The 18,242-nt window shown below is 68.2% G+C and carries 20 protein-coding genes and 1 pseudogene; 13 read left to right on the plus strand and 8 right to left on the minus strand.

Translation table 11 applies throughout. The annotated features are described in order from the left end of the window. The first annotated feature begins 1 nt into the window (after position 1). From AOZ49_RS11185 to AOZ49_RS11200, 4 genes and pseudogenes are all read left to right on the plus strand, one after another. Entirely contained in the window at positions 2 to 763 is a 762-nt protein-coding gene (locus AOZ49_RS11185; RefSeq protein WP_054475334.1) for an SDR family NAD(P)-dependent oxidoreductase, read from the plus strand. Positions 764 to 791: 28 nt separating this feature from the next. Next, a complete protein-coding gene (locus tag AOZ49_RS11190) occupies positions 792 to 2,018 on the plus strand; it encodes an acyl-CoA dehydrogenase family protein (protein WP_054433900.1) in 1,227 nt (408 codons plus the stop codon). Continuing rightward, on the plus strand, positions 2,015 to 3,079 hold the full coding sequence (locus AOZ49_RS11195) for a phosphotransferase family protein (protein ID WP_054475339.1): 1,065 nt from the start codon (positions 2,015 to 2,017) through the stop codon (positions 3,077 to 3,079). The genes AOZ49_RS11190 and AOZ49_RS11195 overlap by 4 nt, the downstream gene beginning before the upstream one ends. Positions 3,080 to 3,088: 9 nt before the next feature. Next, positions 3,089 to 4,733 (plus strand): annotated as a pseudogene (locus AOZ49_RS11200) (acyl-CoA synthetase). 51 nt (positions 4,734 to 4,784) lie between these two features. Here the strand turns inward: AOZ49_RS11200 and AOZ49_RS11205 are convergent. Next, positions 4,785 to 5,846 carry a YwqG family protein gene (locus AOZ49_RS11205; RefSeq protein ID WP_054475340.1) on the minus strand — a complete coding sequence of 354 codons (1,062 nt, stop codon included), beginning with the start codon at positions 5,844 to 5,846 and terminating at the stop codon, positions 4,785 to 4,787. Positions 5,847 to 6,060: 214 nt separating this feature from the next. Here AOZ49_RS11205 and AOZ49_RS11210 point away from each other — a divergent pair, with 214 nt between their 5' ends. From AOZ49_RS11210 to AOZ49_RS11250, 9 genes are all read left to right on the plus strand, one after another. Further along, positions 6,061 to 6,969, plus strand: coding sequence for a hypothetical protein (locus tag AOZ49_RS11210; RefSeq protein WP_054475349.1), 909 nt, complete (start codon positions 6,061 to 6,063; stop codon positions 6,967 to 6,969). A 100-nt stretch (positions 6,970 to 7,069) separates the two neighbouring features. Then, positions 7,070 to 7,660, plus strand: coding sequence for a cysteine hydrolase family protein (locus tag AOZ49_RS11215; RefSeq protein WP_054475386.1), 591 nt, complete (start codon positions 7,070 to 7,072; stop codon positions 7,658 to 7,660). Between the two features lie 8 nt (positions 7,661 to 7,668). Beyond that, positions 7,669 to 8,193, plus strand: coding sequence for a DUF4189 domain-containing protein (locus AOZ49_RS11220; RefSeq protein ID WP_054475351.1), 525 nt, complete (start codon positions 7,669 to 7,671; stop codon positions 8,191 to 8,193). A 39-nt stretch (positions 8,194 to 8,232) separates the two neighbouring features. Beyond that, positions 8,233 to 8,865 carry a LysE family translocator gene (locus AOZ49_RS11225; RefSeq protein WP_054433886.1) on the plus strand — a complete coding sequence of 211 codons (633 nt, stop codon included), beginning with the start codon at positions 8,233 to 8,235 and terminating at the stop codon, positions 8,863 to 8,865. Between the two features lie 9 nt (positions 8,866 to 8,874). Continuing rightward, entirely contained in the window at positions 8,875 to 9,576 is a 702-nt protein-coding gene (locus tag AOZ49_RS11230) for a hypothetical protein (RefSeq protein ID WP_054475353.1), read from the plus strand. A gap of 49 nt (positions 9,577 to 9,625) precedes the next feature. Then, on the plus strand, positions 9,626 to 10,192 hold the full coding sequence (locus tag AOZ49_RS11235) for a sugar O-acetyltransferase (protein ID WP_054475388.1): 567 nt from the start codon (positions 9,626 to 9,628) through the stop codon (positions 10,190 to 10,192). Positions 10,193 to 10,252: 60 nt separating this feature from the next. Next, positions 10,253 to 10,591 carry a VOC family protein gene (locus tag AOZ49_RS11240; RefSeq protein ID WP_054433953.1) on the plus strand — a complete coding sequence of 113 codons (339 nt, stop codon included), beginning with the start codon at positions 10,253 to 10,255 and terminating at the stop codon, positions 10,589 to 10,591. A 201-nt stretch (positions 10,592 to 10,792) separates the two neighbouring features. Then, entirely contained in the window at positions 10,793 to 11,065 is a 273-nt protein-coding gene (locus AOZ49_RS11245; RefSeq protein ID WP_054433883.1) for an AbrB/MazE/SpoVT family DNA-binding domain-containing protein, read from the plus strand. Beyond that, positions 11,062 to 11,463, plus strand: a complete 402-nt coding sequence (locus AOZ49_RS11250; protein WP_054433881.1) for a type II toxin-antitoxin system VapC family toxin — start codon at positions 11,062 to 11,064, stop codon at positions 11,461 to 11,463. Before AOZ49_RS11245 ends, AOZ49_RS11250 begins: the two co-directional genes overlap by 4 nt. A gap of 98 nt (positions 11,464 to 11,561) precedes the next feature. Here AOZ49_RS11250 and AOZ49_RS11255 read toward each other — a convergent pair whose 3' ends face one another. The 7 genes from AOZ49_RS11255 to AOZ49_RS11280 all read right to left on the minus strand — a co-directional run bounded on the left by AOZ49_RS11255 (position 11,562) and on the right by AOZ49_RS11280 (position 17,898). Next, the gene (locus tag AOZ49_RS11255) at positions 11,562 to 11,987 is read right to left on the minus strand and encodes a hypothetical protein (protein WP_054475355.1); all 426 of its coding nucleotides are present in this window, start codon (positions 11,985 to 11,987) and stop codon (positions 11,562 to 11,564) included. A 137-nt stretch (positions 11,988 to 12,124) separates the two neighbouring features. Further along, on the minus strand, positions 12,125 to 12,439 hold the full coding sequence (locus tag AOZ49_RS31695; RefSeq protein WP_082380400.1) for a helix-turn-helix domain-containing protein: 315 nt from the start codon (positions 12,437 to 12,439) through the stop codon (positions 12,125 to 12,127). Beyond that, complete coding sequence (locus tag AOZ49_RS33450) at positions 12,436 to 12,966, minus strand: hypothetical protein (RefSeq protein ID WP_231690302.1); 531 nt, start codon at positions 12,964 to 12,966, stop codon at positions 12,436 to 12,438. Before AOZ49_RS33450 ends, AOZ49_RS31695 begins: the two co-directional genes overlap by 4 nt. Positions 12,967 to 13,084: 118 nt before the next feature. Further along, complete coding sequence (locus AOZ49_RS11265; protein WP_231690303.1) at positions 13,085 to 15,514, minus strand: TonB-dependent siderophore receptor; 2,430 nt, start codon at positions 15,512 to 15,514, stop codon at positions 13,085 to 13,087. A 158-nt stretch (positions 15,515 to 15,672) separates the two neighbouring features. Continuing rightward, positions 15,673 to 16,713, minus strand: coding sequence for a FecR domain-containing protein (locus AOZ49_RS11270; protein WP_054475357.1), 1,041 nt, complete (start codon positions 16,711 to 16,713; stop codon positions 15,673 to 15,675). After that, complete coding sequence (locus AOZ49_RS11275) at positions 16,703 to 17,311, minus strand: sigma factor-like helix-turn-helix DNA-binding protein (protein ID WP_054475358.1); 609 nt, start codon at positions 17,309 to 17,311, stop codon at positions 16,703 to 16,705. The genes AOZ49_RS11270 and AOZ49_RS11275 overlap by 11 nt, the downstream gene beginning before the upstream one ends. 158 nt (positions 17,312 to 17,469) lie before the next feature. Then, positions 17,470 to 17,898, minus strand: a complete 429-nt coding sequence (locus AOZ49_RS11280; protein ID WP_054475359.1) for a CopD family protein — start codon at positions 17,896 to 17,898, stop codon at positions 17,470 to 17,472. Positions 17,899 to 18,242: the final 344 nt, after the last annotated feature.

Here is an 18,242-nt window from a genome sequence, read left to right on the forward strand (position 1 = left end):
GATGTTTGAAGACCTGAAATCCAAGACCGCGCTGGTCACCGGCGCCTACAGCGGACTGGGCCGCCACTTCGCGCTGCGGCTGGCCGAAGCCGGCGCGCGCGTGGCCTTGTGCGGCCGCCGGACCGAACTGGGCGACGCGCTGGCGCAGGAGATCCGCGGCCACGGCGGCCAGGCCTGCGTCGCGGCCATGGACGTCACCCAACCCGACAGCGTGCAGGCGGCGTTCGCGCAGGCGGAACAGGCGCTCGGCCCGATCGATATCGTCATCAACAACGCCGGCATCGCCATGACGCGCCCCGCGCTGGAGATCAGCGAAGACGAGTGGACCGGCCTGATCGACGTCAACCTGAACGGCGCGTGGCGGGTGGCGCAGTGCGCCGCGCGCCACTTCCACGGCCACGGCCGTCCCGGCGCCATCGTCAACATCGCCTCGATCCTGGGCCAGCGCGTGGCCTCGCACGTGGCCGCCTACACCGCCGCCAAGGCCGGCCTGCTGCACCTGACCCGCGCCCTGGCGCTGGAATGGGCGCGCCACGGCATCCGCGTGAACGCGCTGGCGCCCGGCTACATCGGCACCGACCTGAACCGCGATTTCTTCGCCACGCCCGCCGGCGAGGCCCTGGTCAAGCGCATCCCGCAGCGCCGCCTGGGCCGTCCGCAGGACCTGGACGGCCCCTTGCTGCTGCTGGCCTCCGATGCCTCCGCCTACATGACGGGCGCGGTCATCGACGTCGACGGCGGCCACCTGGCCAGCTCGCTCTGAACCCGCATCCCCATCCGGAGACCCCGCCATGGATTTTTCGCTGCCCCCTGAACTGGAAGACTACCGCCAGCGCGTGCGCGCCTTCGTCGACCGCGAGCTGATTCCGCTGGAAGCCGACCGCGCCAACTACGACGACCACGAGAACATCGACGGAGCCCTGCTGGACCGCGTCCGCGCCAAGGCCCGCGAGGCCGGCCTGTGGGCGCTGCAGATGCCGCGCCAGCGCGGCGGCCAGGGCCTGCCGATGGTGGGCCTGGCCGCCTGCTACGAAGAAATGAACCGCTCCATCTTCGGCCCGGCCGCCTTCAACGCCGCCGCGCCCGACGACGGCAACATGCGCGTGCTGGCGCAGGTGGCGCGGCCCGACCAGCAGGACCGCTGGCTGCAGCCCATCATCGACGGCAAGGTGCGCTCGTCCTTCGTGATGACCGAACCCAACCCCGGCAGCGGCTCGGACCCGTCGATGATGCGCACCACCGCCACGCGCCAGGGCGACAAATGGCTGATCCACGGCCGCAAGTGGTTCATCACCGGCGCTGGCGCGGCACAGCATTTCATCCTGATCGCGCGCACCTCGGACGACGCCCGCAAGGGCCTGTCGGCCTTCCTGTTCGACGCCGACCAGCCCGGCTGGCGCATCGTGCGCCGCATCCCCATCATGGGCCCGGAAGAACACGGCGGCCATTGCGAGCTGGAATTCGACGGTCTCGAAATCCCCGACGAAAACCGCCTGATGGAAGTGGGCGACGGCCTCAAGCTGACGCAGATCCGCCTCGGCCCGGCGCGCCTGACGCACTGCATGCGCTGGCTTGGCCTGGCGCGGCGCGCCATGGCGGTGGCGGTGGACTACGTCGGCGAACGCAGCAGCTTCGGCCAGAAGCTGGCCGACCGCGAAGGCGTGCAATGGCTGCTGGGCGACGCCGCCATGCAGATCGAGATCGGCCGCCTGCTGACCATGCGCGCCGCCGCGCGGCTGGACCAGGGCGACTTCGCGCGCAAGGAGATCTCCATGGCCAAGATCGTCGTGTCGGAAACCCTGCACAAGGTGGTCGACACCGCCCTGCAACTGAACGGCGCGCGCGGCTATTCCAAGGACACGCCGCTGGAATGGATCTACCGCTACGCGCGCCAGGCGCGGCTGGTGGACGGCGCCTCCGAAGTCCACAAGATGGTGCTGGCGCGCTACCTGATGGACCAGGGCGATGCGTTCTGGCAGTGGGACGCCGCGGACGCGCCGCGCAAGGCGCTGGTATGAGCGCGCCCGATCCGGCTACCAACGCCGCCCCCGACTGGCTGCCGGCCCTGGCCGCCTACCTGTCGGCCCAAGGCCTGGGCAACGCCGACGGCCTGCGCGCGCGGGCCTTGACGGGCGGCCAGTCCAATCCGACCTACCTGCTGGAAGACGCCAGCGGCGCGCGCGTGCTGCGCAAGCAGCCGCCCGGCGCGCTGCTGCCCTCGGCCCACGCCATCGACCGCGAATACCGCGTCATGGCCGCGCTGGCCGGCACCGCCGTGCCGGTGCCGGCGATGCTGCACTATTGCGCCGACCCTTCCATCGTCGGCACGCCGTTCTACCTGATGAGCTACGCCCGCGGCCGCGTCTTCATGGACCCGGCGCTGCCGGGACTGGCGCCCGTCGAACGCGCTGCGCTCTACGCCGAGACCGGCCGCGTGCTGGCCGCGCTGCACGCCGTGGAACCGGCCGCCGTCGGCCTGGCGGACTACGGCAAGGCCGGCGACTACTTCGCGCGCCAGGTGGCGCGCTGGACCCGCCAGTACCGCGATACCGAGACCACGTCCCTGGGCGCCATGGACGCGCTGATCGACTGGCTGCCGCAGCACCTGCCGCAGGACGACCAGACCCGCCTGGTGCACGGCGACTACCGCATCGACAACCTGGTGTTCGCGCCCGACGCGCCGCGCGCCATCGCGCTGCTGGACTGGGAACTGTCCACGCTGGGCCATCCGCTGGCGGACCTGGCCTATCACTGCATGTGCTGGCGCATCCCGCCGGCCCTGTGGCGCGGCATCGCCGGCCTGGACCTGGCGGCGCTGGGCATACCCGACGAAGCCGCGTTCGTGCGGGCTTATTGCGAGGCGCGCGGCATCGCGCCGCCGGCCAACTGGGACTTCTACCTGGCCTACAGCTTCTTTCGCATCGCCGCCATCCTGCAGGGCGTGTATGCCCGCGCCCGCGCCGGCAACGCCGCCGCCACGGACGCGCTGGAGATGGGCGCGCGCGTCGAACCGCTGGCCGCGCTCGGCTGGCAGGCCGCGCAACGCGAATCCGCACGCCTGGCCGCCGCCGGCCACTAGGAGCGCATCATGACCCCACCGTCCACCGACGCGCTGCCGCGCAACGCCGCCAACCACCAGCCGCTGACGCCGCTCGGCTTCCTGCAATGGGCCGCCGCCGTCTACCCGGAACGCGCCGCGCTGCTGCACGGCGACCGCAGCCAAAGCTGGCGCGTCACCGACGAACGCTGCCGCCGCATGGCCGCGGCGCTCGCCGCCTGGGGCGTGCATCGTGGCGACGTGGTGGCGGTGCTGGCGCCCAACACGCCGGCCCTGTACGAAGCGCACTTCGGCGTGCCGATGGCCGGCGCGGTGCTGAACGCGCTCAACACCCGCCTGGACGCGCGCACGCTGGCGTTCATCCTGGAACACGGCGGCGCCACCGTGCTGCTGTACGACAGCGAATACGCCGCCCTGGTGCGCGAAGTGCTCGGCCACCTGCGCGCGCCGCCGCGCACCGTGCGCATCGAAGACAGCGAATACGCCGGCCCCCACGGCGACCTGGGCGACGCGGAATACGAAGCCTGGCTCGCCGCCCAACCGGCCGACGCCCCCCTGGGAAGGGCCGCCGGACGAATGGGACAACCTGTGCCTGAACTACACCTCCGGCACCACCGGCAACCCCAAGGGCGTGCTCTATCACCACCGCGGCGCCTACCTCAACGCCACCGGCAACGTGCTGGCCTGCGGCATGCCGCCGCACGCCGTCTACCTGTGGACGCTGCCCATGTTCCACTGCAACGGCTGGTGCTTCCCGTGGACTCTGGCGGCGCTGGCCGGCACCAGCGTCTGCCTGCGGCGCGTGGAACCGGCCGCCATCTTCGAGGCCATCCGCCGCCACCAGGTCGGCTTCTTCTGCGCCGCCCCCGTGGTGCTGAACATGCTGGTCAACGCCCCCGCCGACGTGCGCCATCGCGCCACGCACCGCGTGCAGGCCATGACCGGCGGCGCCGCGCCGCCCGCCGCCATCATCGAAGCCATGGAGCAGCTGGGCATAGGCGTCACGCACCTGTACGGCCTGACCGAGACCTACGGCCCGTCGATCAGCTGCGCCTGGCATGACGAATGGGACGACCTGCCGCTGGCCGAGCGCGCCGCGCTCAAGGCCCGCATCGGCGTGCGCAAGCTCAACGTCGAAGCCGTGCAGGTGATGGACGCCGCCATGCGGCCGGTGCCGGCCGACGGCGCCACGCTGGGCGAGATCATGCTGCGCGGCAATACCCTCATGAAAGGCTATCTGCGCAACCCCGAGGCCACCGCCGAGGCCTTCGCCGGCGGCTGGTTCCACTCCGGCGACCTGGCCGTGGTGCACCCGGACGGCTACATCGAGATCAAGGACCGCGCCAAGGACATCATCATCTCCGGCGGCGAGAACATCTCGACCGTCGAGATCGAAAGCGTGCTGTACCGCCACCCCGACGTGCTGGAAGCCGCCGTGGTGGCGCGCCCCGATGCGGTGTGGGGCGAAACGCCCTGCGCCTTCGTCACGTTGAAAGAGGGCGCATCGCGCAGCGCGGACGAGCTGATCGCCTATTGCCGCGAACACCTGGCGCGCTTCAAGACGCCGCGCACCGTGGTGTTCGGCGCCTTGCCCAAGACCTCGACCGGCAAGATCCAGAAGTTCGTGCTGCGCGAGCAGGCGGCGGCGTTGGCGGATCGCGATCCGCCGACCTGAGGAGCGAGGTCCGGCGGTTCGCGCCCGCCCGGGCCTCGCGACGACGTCACGCTAATCGCATTGATACGTGACGCGCGCCAGATCGAAGCGGCGCGCCGCGATGTCCTGCTCGCGCATCAGCACGTAGTAGGCGCCCGGCTGCGGAATGCCGGCACGCGGATCCGCGCCGATCTGCAACACCAGCCGCCAGTCACGCGCCCCCGGCAGCAGGGCCTGCGCGGCCTCGCTGCGCCAGACCTCGCTGCCGCCGCAGTCCAGACCGTGCGACACCAGCTGGCAAGTGGCCTGCATGCCGTTCTGCAAGGACTGCGGATGGCCGCCAAGCTGATGGTTGTCGCGGCCGTCCATGTCCGGCGTGCCGAACTGCGAGCGCCAATCCTGGTAGCCGTCGTAGAGATCGTCGTCGTCGAGCTTGAACGCGTCCCAGCCCGCGTCGTCCACGCCGATCGGCGTCAACACGGTGCGCGCCGCCACCGGCGCGCCGGGGAACACGCAGGTCCATTCCTCATCCGACAGCGCGACAAGCTGCGCTGGCGCCGGCGCCCGCGTCAGCATCGCGGCGGGCGTGCTGTCCCACAACACGCGCCAGCCCACCGAAGCCGCCGGCGTGAAGCTCTCGGCCTGCTCCAGGAAATCGTAGAACACCAGCAGGCGACCCTCGCTCGGCAAGGCGGCATCGAATCCTGCCTGCCGCGACAGCGTGGCCAGATCGAACTGCCCCAGGAATGTCAGCGGAAACGTCGTCTCCACCGCATCTGCCCGGGCGCGGGCATCGGCGGCAAAACGCACGCCTTGCGCCGGGGTCATCCACGAGCCCTTTTTTTTGGAATCCGCCAGCAGGCGGTCGGCCTCCTGGCGATGCCCCGCGGCGCGCGCGCCCGCGTCCGGATAGGCGGGCCGCGTCGGCCAGGCCATGCCCGGCGGCAGGTCGGGGCGCCCGCCGATCTTGCTGGCGCCCAACGGGATGGCGTCCTCGTCGCCGGCGGCGGTTGCCAGCAGCAGCGCGGGGCGCGCTTGCGCCAGCAGGCGATCGATGACGGCGCGAGGCAGCTCGGTGTCGGCCAGCGAACGCTGCAAGGCGTCGTGGTCCGCGGGCAGCGGCTTGAAGTCCATCGGCGCATCCTTTCCCGGCGGTCGCGCTCTGCCGGCATGGGGTGGGTGTCGGAGACGAAAGCGCCATTCTAGGACAGCGACGCGTCCCCGCTCGCCTTGCAGTCGGACACAATTGGCAAACTGCTGTCCGACGCCAACCCCGGCCGCCCACTAAGATGGCGCCGCATCATGCGCCACGGTGCGCCTACCGAAGACCGATGAGAAAAAGTCCGATATGAAAACGCGTCTGAACGTCCGCCCATCCTCCCGTCGTCCGCTGCTGCGCGCCACGCTGGCCAGCCTGTGCCTCGCCACGCTGGGCGCGCTCGCCGGCCCGGCCGCCATCGCCGCCGAGCCCGCCGCCACCGCGCCGCGCCTGGATGCGGTCCAGGGCGCCGCCGCCGTGATGCCGCCCGACGCGGCCACCGTGCTCTATTACATTTATCAGATCGACGGCAAGGGCGCCGATTCCTACGAAGTGGCCAACGGCAGCGTCGCCACCTACTGGTTCGGCCATGCCTTCGAGCTGGGCGGCACGCAGTACTTCACCGGCTTCGCCTGGGACACCCGCGAGAAATACGGCAAGCCCGGCGAAGACGAAGTCGGCCCGGAGACCCAGGTCAACCTGGCCGAGTCCACCTTCACCCTGACCGGCTCCAGCGCCGAACGCCCCTGGAAGTTCCGCGGCATGGAGCACACCATCGGCATGTTCGGCGCCTACGAGCGGCCCGAGGCCATCGACACCCGCCGCAAGCCGCTCGAATACCGCACCCCGGCCGGCAAGCTGGTGCTGGCCGTGCCCACGCAGGGCTTCGACAACGGCACCAGCTTCGAGGGCTACGCGCTGTTCGTCTTCAACATCGGCCCGCGCGACGAACTCAAGGACAACGTCTGGACCTACGTCGGCAGCCTCATCACCGGCGACGACAACAGCGCCGCCTGCGCCGACGGCGACGTCATGCCGTGCGTGTCCAAGACCGGCAAGCTGACCTTCACCGCGCAGAACGGCGGCGACATGCCCAGGATCACCGTCACCCCCAGCGGCAGCGAAATCTCCGGCCCGGGCAAGACCCGCCAGCTGGGCGCGGCCGACGCCGTCAGCTACGTCTACGACGCCGCCAGCAAAAAGTACGCCGAGAAGTAAGCCACCCCGCGGGGCGGCGCGGGCCGGCATGGCCCGCGCCGCGGCCCCGCGACTGCCGCTACACTGACAGGTCATGACGCACGTCTTCACGGAACGGACCATGACCTCCCAGCCCCCGGCCATCACCCCCGCGCGCACCGCGCTGTTGGTCATGCACTACCAGACCGACATCATGGACCTGTTCCCGTCGGTCGCCCCCCGGCTGCTGGCCGACACGCGGCAACTGTGCGATGCCGCGCGCCAGGCCGGTGTGAGCGTCTACTTCGCCAAGATCCATTTCAGTCCCGGCTACCCGGAAGTCAGCCCGCTCAACAAGAACGGGCAGGGCATCCGGCAGCTGGGCCGCTTCGTGCATGACCGCGTCTCGCCCGAACTCGGCCGGCGCGACGACGAACCCCTCATCCTGGCCCACCGCGCCAGCGTGTTCTTCGGCACCGACCTGCAGCCGCGCCTGTCGGCCCAGGGCATCGACACCCTGATCATGGCGGGCGTCGCCTCCACCGGCGTCATGCTGTCGTCCATCGCCCACGCCAGCGACGCCGACTACCGTCTCCTGACCGTCAAGGACTGTTGCTACGACCCCGACCCGGTCGTGCACGACCACCTGTTCGCGACCGCTTTCGAGTCCCGCACGACCGTGCTGTCGCTGGACGCCGCCCTGTCCCTGCTGGGCGGTCTATCGAACGAATGAGTTGACCCATGCGTACCCTGATCATTGCCTCCTTTGTCATTGCCCTGAACTTCTCGGCCGCCGGCGCGGCGCAAGCCGAACAAGGCTGCCCGGACGGCTACGCGCCCAGCGTCGGCACGCCCGGCCAGCAATGCGTGCCGATCCCCGTGGAGATCGCGCCCGCCGCGGGCGACGCGTCCACCCCCGCGTCGCGCGACGCCCAGCGCTGGGGCGCCGTGGCGTATGACGCCCCCTCGGGCTCGATCGGCATTTCGGCCGACCGGACCAGCAAGGCCAAGGCGGAGAAAGACGCGCTGGCCCAATGCGCCACCAAGGGCGGCGCCCGCTGCGCCATCAACACCACCTATCACGACCAGTGCGTGGCGGTGGCCTATGGCCCGTCGCCCAAGGGCAGCGGCGTCATGATCAACTCCGCCCTCGCCGCCAGCGAAGAACTGGCCCGCATGCGCGCGCTGGAGACCTGCGGCAAAGACGCGGGCGGCAGCTGCCAGACGTTCTACGCCGGTTGCAGCCTGCCCCCGGCGGCCCAGTAATCGACGCCGCGCCGGCCCGCCATTCTCGAAGGACCTTCCATGCTTGACCCCGCCACCCTTGTCCTCTTCGGCGGCGCCTGCGTCGCCCTGGCCATGACGCCCGGCCCCGACATGCTGCTGATCGCCTCGCGCAGCGCCGCCCAGGGCAAGGGCGCCGGCTTCGCCTCGCTGGCGGGCATCCAGGCCGGCACCTACTGCCACGCGCTGCTGGCCGCCTTCGGCCTGTCGCAGCTGTTCGTGGCGGTGCCCATGGCCTACGACGCGGTGCGCTTCGCCGGCGCGCTCTACCTGCTGTACCTGGCCGTGCGCACCTTCCGCAGCAAGCCCGCGCAGAGCGTGCCCGACGCCGGCAGGGCCCGCTCGCCGGTGCGCGAGGTCTTCATGCAAGGCCTGCTGACCAACCTGCTCAACCCCAAGATGGCGCTGTTCGTGCTGGCGCTGTTCCCGCAGTTCGTGCGGCCGCAGGACGGCTCGGTGGCCCTGCAGATCCTGGTGCTGGCCACCATCCTCAACGTCATCGGCCTCTTCATCAACGGCGCCGTCATCCTGGCCGCGCACCAGCTCAGCCGGCGCTGGGCCGGACGGCAGCGCGTGTCGCGCTGGCCGCAGTACGTCCTGGGCTCGGTATTCCTGGCCCTGGCCTTGCGCCTGGCCACCGCCAACCGCACCTGACGCGCACCCATGCAGAAAATCGAAGGCCAGGAATTCCGGATGGCCCTGGACAAGGGCAATGCGCATTTCCACGACCTGCATCTGCGCGACTGCGTCTTCGACAACTGCGGCCTGTCGATGGTCAAGTCTCCGCAGCGCATGTCGCGCGTACAGCACCTGCGGCTGTCCCAATGCCGCGTGACGAATTCAGAGATCAAGCCGTGCGTGTTCGAGGACGTGGTGGTCGAAGACCTGTCCACCAACCCCATCCTGCTGGTGTGGGCCTCGTTCTTTCGCCGCGTCACGCTCAAGGGCAAGATCGGCAAGCTCAATCTCAACCTGACGCCCGAAGCGTTCTGCACGGATGCGGACCGGCTGCAGCAATTCGAGACCGCCCGCGCCGCGTTCTATGCCGAGACCGATTGGGCGCTGGACATCAGCGAAGCCAAGCTGCTGGGACTGCGTTGCGAAGGCGTGCCGCTGCACCTGATCAGGCGCGATCCGCGGACCCAGGTGATCCTGGACAAGCGCGGCCGCTATCGTGGCCAACCGGCGCTGGACGCGGGCTTCGCCAAGGCCTTTCCCGTCGCCGACAGCGTGCTGCGCGGCTTCGACGAATCCGACAGGCCGGCCATGCTGCTGACCGCATCGCTGGGCGCGCCGAAGAAGCGGCGCGACGAGGAGCTGGGCGCGATCGCCGAACTCAGGACCCTGGGCTTCCTGGAGGATTGAGCCTCATGGCGCAACGGCCTCATAACGCAACGGCCTCCTGACAATGACCATGGACAATGACGACCGCACCTTGGTGATCCCCCGGCGCACACCCGCATCCGCCGCCATGACCGCGAACGTCAAGCGGGCCATGGCGCTTACCGCCGAGTTGAACCGCCTGACCTTCAACGACGCCGATGCCGTCCGCGCCCTGTTCAGCGAATTGATCGGCCAGCCCGTCGATGACAGCGTCCTGCTGATCCCGCCGTTCTACACCACCGGCGGCCCCGACATCCGGCTCGGACGCAATGTCTTCATCAACCAGAACTGCACCTTTTACGACCTGGGCGGCCTGTCCATCGCCGACGATGTGATGATCGGGCCGAACGTGAGCCTCATCACCTCCGGCCACCCGCTCGCGCCATCGCAACGGCGCGATTTCGTCACCGCCAGACCCATCGCGATCGCAAGAAACGTCTGGATCGCCGCTGGCGCCACCGTCATCGGCGGCGTGACCGTCGGCGAGAATTCGGTCGTGGCGGCGGGGTCCGTCGTCACCAGGGACGTGCCGCCGAACACCCTGGTGGCGGGCAACCCCGCGCGCGTGGTCCGGTCCCTCGAAGAGCCTGAAGGATAAAACCGCGGTCGAGCGATCCATGAAGGAATCGTGTGGCCCCCCATCGCGCAGGACATCGCCATGCCTCTTTCCGCCTTGCTGCACACCACCGATCTCGCCGCGACCCGCGACTTTTACGGGTCTGTGCTGGGCTTCACCGTCACCGACTCCGCCGAAGGCACGCTCACGGTCGAGAAACACGGCGGCCGGCTGATCTTCACCACGCTCGACCTGTGGCAGCGGGCGCCGGGATTCAGCGGCACCCTGTATTTCTCGCTTCCCGATGTCGAAGCGTTCTATCGGCAGATCAAGGACAAGACGCCCATCGCGTGGCCATTGCAACGCATGGCGTATGGCTCCCATGAGTTCGGGTTGGTGGATGGCAACGGATATACGCTGGCGTTTGTGCAGGGGGTTTGACGAAGACCCGGGCAAATCAGACCGGCGGCTGTGTGGGATGAGAAGCCCTGGTGTTACCTTCAATCGACTGCAAAAGTCGGTTGCAGCGTTTGTGGCCGGCGATAGACGACCACCATGCCAAGCCAGTCCTCTTTTATTGAACCGGTTTTTCTTCCTCGTCCATGGCATATACAATTTGGCATATGCCAAAAGGAAGAAGCCATGACGATTCCGACCTCCCCCGCCAAACCCCGCGAAGCCAAGCTCTTTCGCAACAACCGCAGCCAGGCGGTGCGCATTCCGGCAGAGTTCGAATTGCCAGGTGATCGTGTGCTGATCCATCGTGAGGGCACGAAGCTCATCATCGAACCGGTAATCGGGCCGCGCGACATCGTGGAATTGTTGGTCCAATGGCGACAAGACGAACCGCTTGGGCCGGAAGACCAATTTCCGGACATCGCCGACGCGCCGCTCAAGCCGGAGGACGTCCTGTGAGCGGTTATCTGCTGGACACCAACATCATCAGTGCGCTGCTGCGTGATCCCAACGGCCCGGCGGCCCGCCACATCGAGCGGGTAGGCCCAAAGAGGATATTCACCAGTATCGTCGTCGCGGCGGAACTGCGCTACGGCTGCGCCAAGAAGGGGTCCGCGAAGCTGCAAGCGAAAGTCGAAAGCCTGCTGAGCGCGCTCCCTGTACTGCCCCTGGATGTGCCCGTCGACATCAAGTACGGCAGCCTGCGCGCTGAACTGGAAGCCGCTGGCGAGCCGATTGGTGCAAACGATCTGTGGATAGGCGCACACGCCTGCACGCTCGGGCTGACGCTGGTGACGGGTAATACCCGGGAATTCGAGCGTATCCCCGGACTCGCCGTGGAAAACTGGCTGGCCTGAATCGATCACATCGTCTCGTTGCTTTAGCAGCATCGAGACCACGTGCCCCGATGCCGCCAATCTGCAAAAGGCGGTTTCGAACCTGCAACAACGGCGGCTTATTCAGCCCTGGCCTTCATCGAATGCTTCGGCGCCCGGTAATGCGTCGGCACCTTCGGCTCCCTGCGCGTGATGGCCGCCGGCGCGCCTCCCGGCGCCGCCAGCGCCTGCGCCAGCAACTTGGCGAACATCTTGCGGATGGCGGAATTGCTGTCGTTCACATCCTGCTTGCCATACAACCGGAACAGCCAGAATTGCCGCTCGGCGTCGCACCAGTAATAGATGACTCGCAAGCCGCTGCGCTTGCCCCGGCTGCGCTGCGGATCAACGTAACGCAGCTTGCGCAGCCCGCCGGTGCCTTCGATGACGACGCCGGCCTCGGGCAGTTTCAACATCAGGCATTGCAGCGCGCGAAATTCGTCGTCGGCCAGAAATTCCTCGCGGTGGCGAGAGAATTCGGGCAGCTCGACAAACAGGGCATTCATGGCAACGCACGCGTATCGCGTCTGGGGATCGACTGAAGCCCATTTTGACGGGCTTCATGTCGTCCATGCGTGTGCTGGGCGTGGGTTTCGGACGAAGCGAATGACGCTGCCTTGTGGCTGCAAGACGCGCCTTGCGCTTACACGACTGCCAGTCGTTCCACGATATCGGGGAATCTCTCGACCAGACGAATCAGCAAGGCCGCCTGCGCATTCGGCTTGGCGCGGCCTTGCTCCCAGTTTTCCAACGTGCGAGGGTTGGTGCGCAGATAGTGTGCGAATACCTGCCGCGACAGGTGCAAGCGCTCGCGCAGAGCCAGCAGCTCTTCCGCGGTCACCTCCGGTGCGGGATTGCGTTCTACTTTGTGCGTGCGCAAGGTTCGCTTGCCCGCTCGCTCATCGGCAAGCGCATCGAGGCCCTCGGCTATTTCCGCATACAAATTCCGCTTTTTCATCGCCGCGCCTCGCGTTCCGCTTCCAACATGCTTTTGAGCAATTTCCTGTCCCTAGCGGTCAGGTCGTTCATTTCGTCCTTGTCATACAGCGTGAACAGCCAGAACTGAGATCGGCCATCCCACCAGTAGTAGATGACTCGCAGGCCGCCACGTTTACCCTTACCACGCCGCGGATCGCCAAACCGCAATTTGCGCAATCCACCTGTGCCTTCGATGACATCCCCAGCCTCCGGGCGTTGCATCATGGCTTGCTGCAGGGCATGAAAGCCATCGTCGTCGAGATAATCCGTGCGATGACGGGAAAACGCGGGTAATTCGACAAAAAGGGCTTTCATTAAAATGTACGCAAGTTGCGTATAAAAATCAACTGAGCAAAGACGCACAAAGGTGCCAGCGCGATCAAGACGAATCGGCGGAGCTGGAGTATGGAATGCCGGCAATAGCCAGGAGAGCCATTTTGGCGAGGTTGCCTTCTCAAGCGGATACGCAGCAGCTGATATCCGACCAACAGAAAAGAAAGCCGACATTGCATCGACGCAAGGCCCCGCTGCGTAACAGCGGCGAGCCGACCCCGCGCGATCGGCTCGCCGTTCACTCAACCCGTCGCGTCAGACATCGACTAAACGCTGTGCCGAAGGCAACGCGCTAGAACCGCCCCCGCAACGTCAACAACACGCTGCGCGGCGCGCCATAGTTGTTGCGGTTCTCCACGTACCCCGGGTACTCGTAATACACCTTGTCGAACAGGTTGTTCACGTTCAGCGCCGCCGTCCAGTGCGAGGTCAGGTCGTACGCCACCCGCGCATTCCACACGCTGTACGACGGCCGCCGCACCTTCGAGATGCTGTTGCTCAGCGCGCTCTGCCAGTTCACGCCGGCGCCAAGGCTCAGGCGGTTCCACTCGTCCGGCAGGCGGTATTCGCTCCAGACGCGCAGCAGGTGGCGCGGGGTTTCCTCGCTGAAGGTCTGGCCTTCGCGGTCGGGGTCGCTCAGGTACTTGTTGCTGTTGAAGGTGTAGCCGGCCGCCAGTTGCAGGCCGGTCATCACCTCGCCGCTCATCTCTGCCTCGAAGCCCTGGCTGCGCACCTTGCCGGCGGCGCGCGAGCAATAGCCGCCGTTGCACACCGGGCCGGCCTCGTAGTCCTGCACCGCGCGGTTCTTCTGGTCGATGCGGTAGACGGCGAACGAGGTATTGAGTTTGCCGTCCATCAGCTCGCCCTTGATGCCGGCCTCGTAGTTGGCGCCGACGATGGGCTTGAGGATGCTGCCGTCCAGCGTGGTGGCGGTCTGCGGCTCGAAGATGTCGGCGTAGCTGGTGTAGACCGACCAGTTCGGCGTCAGCGCGTACACCAGGCCCAGGAACGGCGTGAACTCGGCGCTGGCCTTGCTGGTGCTGACGTCGCTCCAGGTGGCGGCCTGCGTGCTGTAGCGGCTCTCGAACCAGCTGAAGCGGCCGCCCGACACCAGCGTCAGGTCATCCGTCAGGCTGCTGCGCAACTGCGCGTAGACGCCTTTCTGCACGTGCGGCTCATAGCGCGAGGTGCGCTGCGAATCCGGGAAGCTGTCCGGCCTGGGCACGCGCGCATCCGGGCGGAACACGTCCAGCGGCAGGTAGTTGGAGGCGTACTCGATGCGGTCGGTGGACTTGAGCCGCGACAGGCTCACGCCCACCACCAGATCCTGCGGCATGCCGAAGGTGGTGAAGCGCCCGTTCACGTTGGCGTCAAAGCCGATGTGCCGCGCCGACTTGTCGTAGTTCCAGGCGTTGCGCATCGGCCCCATCCGCGTCACCGGGTCCACCGCGCCCGTCGCGTCCAGCGCCGTGGTCAGGCTCTCTTCCTTGACGTAGGTGGCGGCGATCTTCAGGCGCCAGTCGTCGTTGAAGCGGTGCGTCAGGTCGGCGAACAGCTGCGTTTCGTCGCGGTCCCACTTGTTCCAGTCCGCCCCCAGGAAGGTCGACCGCTTCAGGCCCAGCGAGCTGCCGTCGCTGTAGCGCGGCAGGCCGCCGAAGAAGGGCGTGGAACGCAGCCGCGACACCAGCACGCCCGCGCCCAGCGTAGTGCGCGGCGTCAGGTCGTAGTCGAGCGCGGCGTACAGGTTGGTGTCGCGCTCCTTGACCACGTCGATGAACGAACCCTTGGCGTCGTAGTCCAGCACCGCGCGGCCGCGCAGGCTGCCGTCGGCGTTGAGCGCGCCGCCCGCGTCCAGCATGCCGCCGTAGTGGTCCCACGACCCGGCGCGCGCTTCCATCAACACCTGCGTCTCGGCGGTCGGGCGCTTGCGCACCAGGTTGACCGAGCCGCCCGGCTGGCCCGCGCCCTCGAACAGCCCCTGCGCGCCGCGGAACACCTCGACGCGGTCCAGATAGGCGGTGCTGCCGGTGAAGCTGTTGCCCACCGCATAGAAGCTGCGCGACAGGGGCACGCCGTCGTACTGGATATTGCTGATCTTGAACCCGCGCGAATAGAAATTGCGCCCGCCGTCCGCCACCTCGCTGATGGTCACGCCGGTGGTGTTCTCCAGCACCTCGCTGATGGTGGCCAGGTTCTGGTCGTCGATACGCTTGCGCGTCACCACCGTGACCGACTGCGGAATGTCCTTGAGCGCCTGCTCGGTCTTGCCGATGGTCGCCGCGCTGGCCGCATACGACTGCGAGCCCTCGGTCTGGGCGTGGTAAGTGCCGCTCACCAGCACCGGCGACAACGTGCTGACGCCGGTGCGCGGCTCGGCCTCGATGCGGATGCCGCCATCGACATTGACCGCGCGATAGCCCGTGCCCGCCAACAGCGCGCGCAAGCCGTCCGCCGTGTCGAAGGCGCCGTTCAACCCGGCGCTGCGCGCCCCCGCCAGCTGCGCGGACGAATACGCCAGCGAGATCCCCGCCTGCCGCGCGAACGCCGACAGCGCGTCATTCAAGGGCCCGGGCGCGATGGCATAGACGCGCGCCGATGCGGTCGCCGCCTGCGTCGCGGGCGGCGCGGCCTGGGCGCGCGCCGGAGCCGCGCCCGTCAACGCGCCCAGGGCCACCATCAACGGCAGCAGCGCAACAGGGGAAAGGGAAGGGCAGGCGCGCAAGCAAGCCCGGTCACCGGGCGGCGTCGCCGCGGCCCGGAGGCGGTGGGTCTTCACGAGAGATACTCCATTGAGGGTCGGTCGATACGGGGCAGTGCGCACTGCTGCACCCGGTATGACGAGCGTCTTGCCCAATCCCCTCAAATTCTTTGTAACGGCGCTCAGCCGCGCGCCCGCACCCGCGTCACCCGGCCGCCCCACCACAGGCGCCCGGCCTGCGGCTCCACCGGCAGGATCTGGCGCAGCAGCGCCAGCACCTTGCGCGTGTCGTCCAGCTGGAACACGCCCGACACCTTCAAGCGCGCCACCGCCGGGTCGCACTCGATCGGTCCGTGATAGCGCGCCAGCTCGCGCAGGAAGGCATCCAGCGGCATGTCCCGCACCGACAGCGCACCATCAACCCAGGCGCCGCCGTCCAGCATGCGAGCGGCCTCGGGCGCAATCGGCTCGACGGCGCGCGGCGTCATGCGCGCGGACTGGCCCGGATGCAGCGTGGTCGAGGTATCGCCCTCGCGCGGCGCCAGCGCCACCGCGCCTTCATCCACCGCGACCTCGCTGTAGTCGTCCCACTGCCGCACCCGGTAGCGCGTGCCCAGCGCCTGCGCCCGGCCATCGCGCGTCTCCACGAACAGCGGCCGCGCCTGCGGCTCGTGTCCCGAGATCAGATAGATTTCACCGGCCAGCAACCGGATGCGACGCACCGCGCCGCCATAGTCGATATCGACGGCGCTGTCGCTGTTGAGCACCAGCGTGCCGCCATCCTGCAGGCGGACCTCGCGCCGTTCGCCGCGCGCGGTGGACACGTCGGCCAGCATCTGCTGCACCAGGGGCGCATCGCCCAGCCGCCACGCCATCCACCCGCCCGCCGCCAGCGCGCCGAACGACGCCAGCACCTTGCGGCGCGAACGCCGCGCCTGCGCCGCGCCCGTCTGCCGCAGAATGCGCGCGGCCGCTTGCGGCGGCATCTCCGCCGCCGGCCGTTGCAACCGGGCGCCCAGCGCCTGCAGGCGTTCCCACACCACCGCGTGCGCCGGCCGCGCATGCAGCCAGGCCTCGAACGCCTGCCACGCGCCAGCATCGGCCGTGTTGTATTGCAGCTTGATGCGCCACTGGATCGCCGCGTCCAGCACGGCCGGTTCCGCCGCGCCGTCCGTCGCCGGGCCGGAATCGGCCTGCGCCGCGGGCGTGCGATCAAGACTCATAGACCAGCCGATAGCAATGGCCCAGCGCCTGCGCCAGATAACGTTCCACCGTCGCCACCGACTTGCCCACCTGCCGCGCGATCTGCGGGCAGGTGTAGCCGTCCATCTGCGCCAGCAGGAACACATCGCGCACCTCGGGCTTGAGACGCCCCAGCATCTGCGCCACCTGCTCCAGCGATTCCAGGATCAGCAGCCGCGATTCTTCAGAGGGCCAGTGCTGTTGCGGATAGGTCTGCAACACCGCCAGATAGCTGCGCTCGATGTCGAGCCGGCGCCAGTGGTCGACCAGCAGCCGGTTGGCGATGGTGCGCAGGTAGGCGCGCGGCTCGCGCAAGGCGGTGTCGGGGGGGTGGGAGGCGTTGGGCGCGTGCGGGGTGTCGGACGGGCTTTGCGCGTCGGACGGGTTCGGCGTGCCGGACGGGTGCAGCGTGCCGGACGGATTGGCCGACAGCAAGCGCACGAAGGTGTCCTGCGCCAGGTCGGCCGCGCGGTGCGCATCACCCAGCTTCAGACGCAGCCAGCCATGCAGCCAGGCGTGATGGTCACGGTAGAGCGTCGCGATACCGGCGTCGGGGCTGGCGCTGGGCTTGGCTGGCATGAGGGCAGGGCATGTGAATGGGAATTGTTCACATTATAGGGTGAAGCTTGGGCTCCTCCGGGACTGCGAGGCCAGGCCAACACCTTCTGCGCCTGAAGCGACAAGCCACCATATTGACGCCATCGACGCCATCGACGCCATCAAGCGACATGCCGCCCTCAGAACGGCTTCATCACCACCAGCAGAATGATCAGCACCGGCGCGGCCAGCACCACCGGCATCAACCGCGCACGACTCGCCTCGGTGACGTCACCCGCCGCCTCCGCCAGCCGCCGCAGCCGTCCCGCCTGCATCCCGTGCACCGCCGCCAGCAACAGCACCAGCGCCAACTTCACCGACAGCCACCCGCTGCCAAACCAGCCCGCGCTCGTCGCCAGATACACCCCGCTGGCCAACGCGCCCACCATCGCCGGCGTGGTCAGCAGCCGTTCCCACTTGCGCAGCAGCCGCAGGCGCGCAAGCTCCTGCGGCAAGGCCGGCCCCGGCAGCTTGTCGGCCGCCGCCAGCACGAACGCCTGCACCACCATCCCCGCCACCCAGAACAGCACCAGCGCCAGGTGCAGCGACTTGATCAGCAGATACGCCATCGCTCACGCCTCCCGCGCGCGGCGCAGCTATGGGGTCGGCATCGACGAATTTTCCGGCTTCCACACCGGGGTACCGTTGGTGGCGGTAGTGGGGGAGTATACGGTGATGGTTAGCGCCTTATCTACAGAATGAGGCAATTTCGTCACTGACGCGCTAACCAAGCGATGACTGGTTTCGACCCACAGCAGTCACTGGCGACCGTCCGGTTTGGACAATCTACCGCCGCCTGCGCTTCTGCAACGTGCGCACGCTTGCCGGAATGCTTCGTACACTTGGTCTCGTACGAGCCAGTGCCGATGTCCAACATGCCCCGATGAGGCGCACGCCGCGGGCGCCATGCGTT

The sequence above is a fragment of the Achromobacter sp. 2789STDY5608615 genome, assembly GCF_001298995.1.
In the GTDB taxonomy this organism is placed as follows: Bacteria; Pseudomonadota; Gammaproteobacteria; order Burkholderiales; family Burkholderiaceae_B; genus Achromobacter; species Achromobacter insuavis.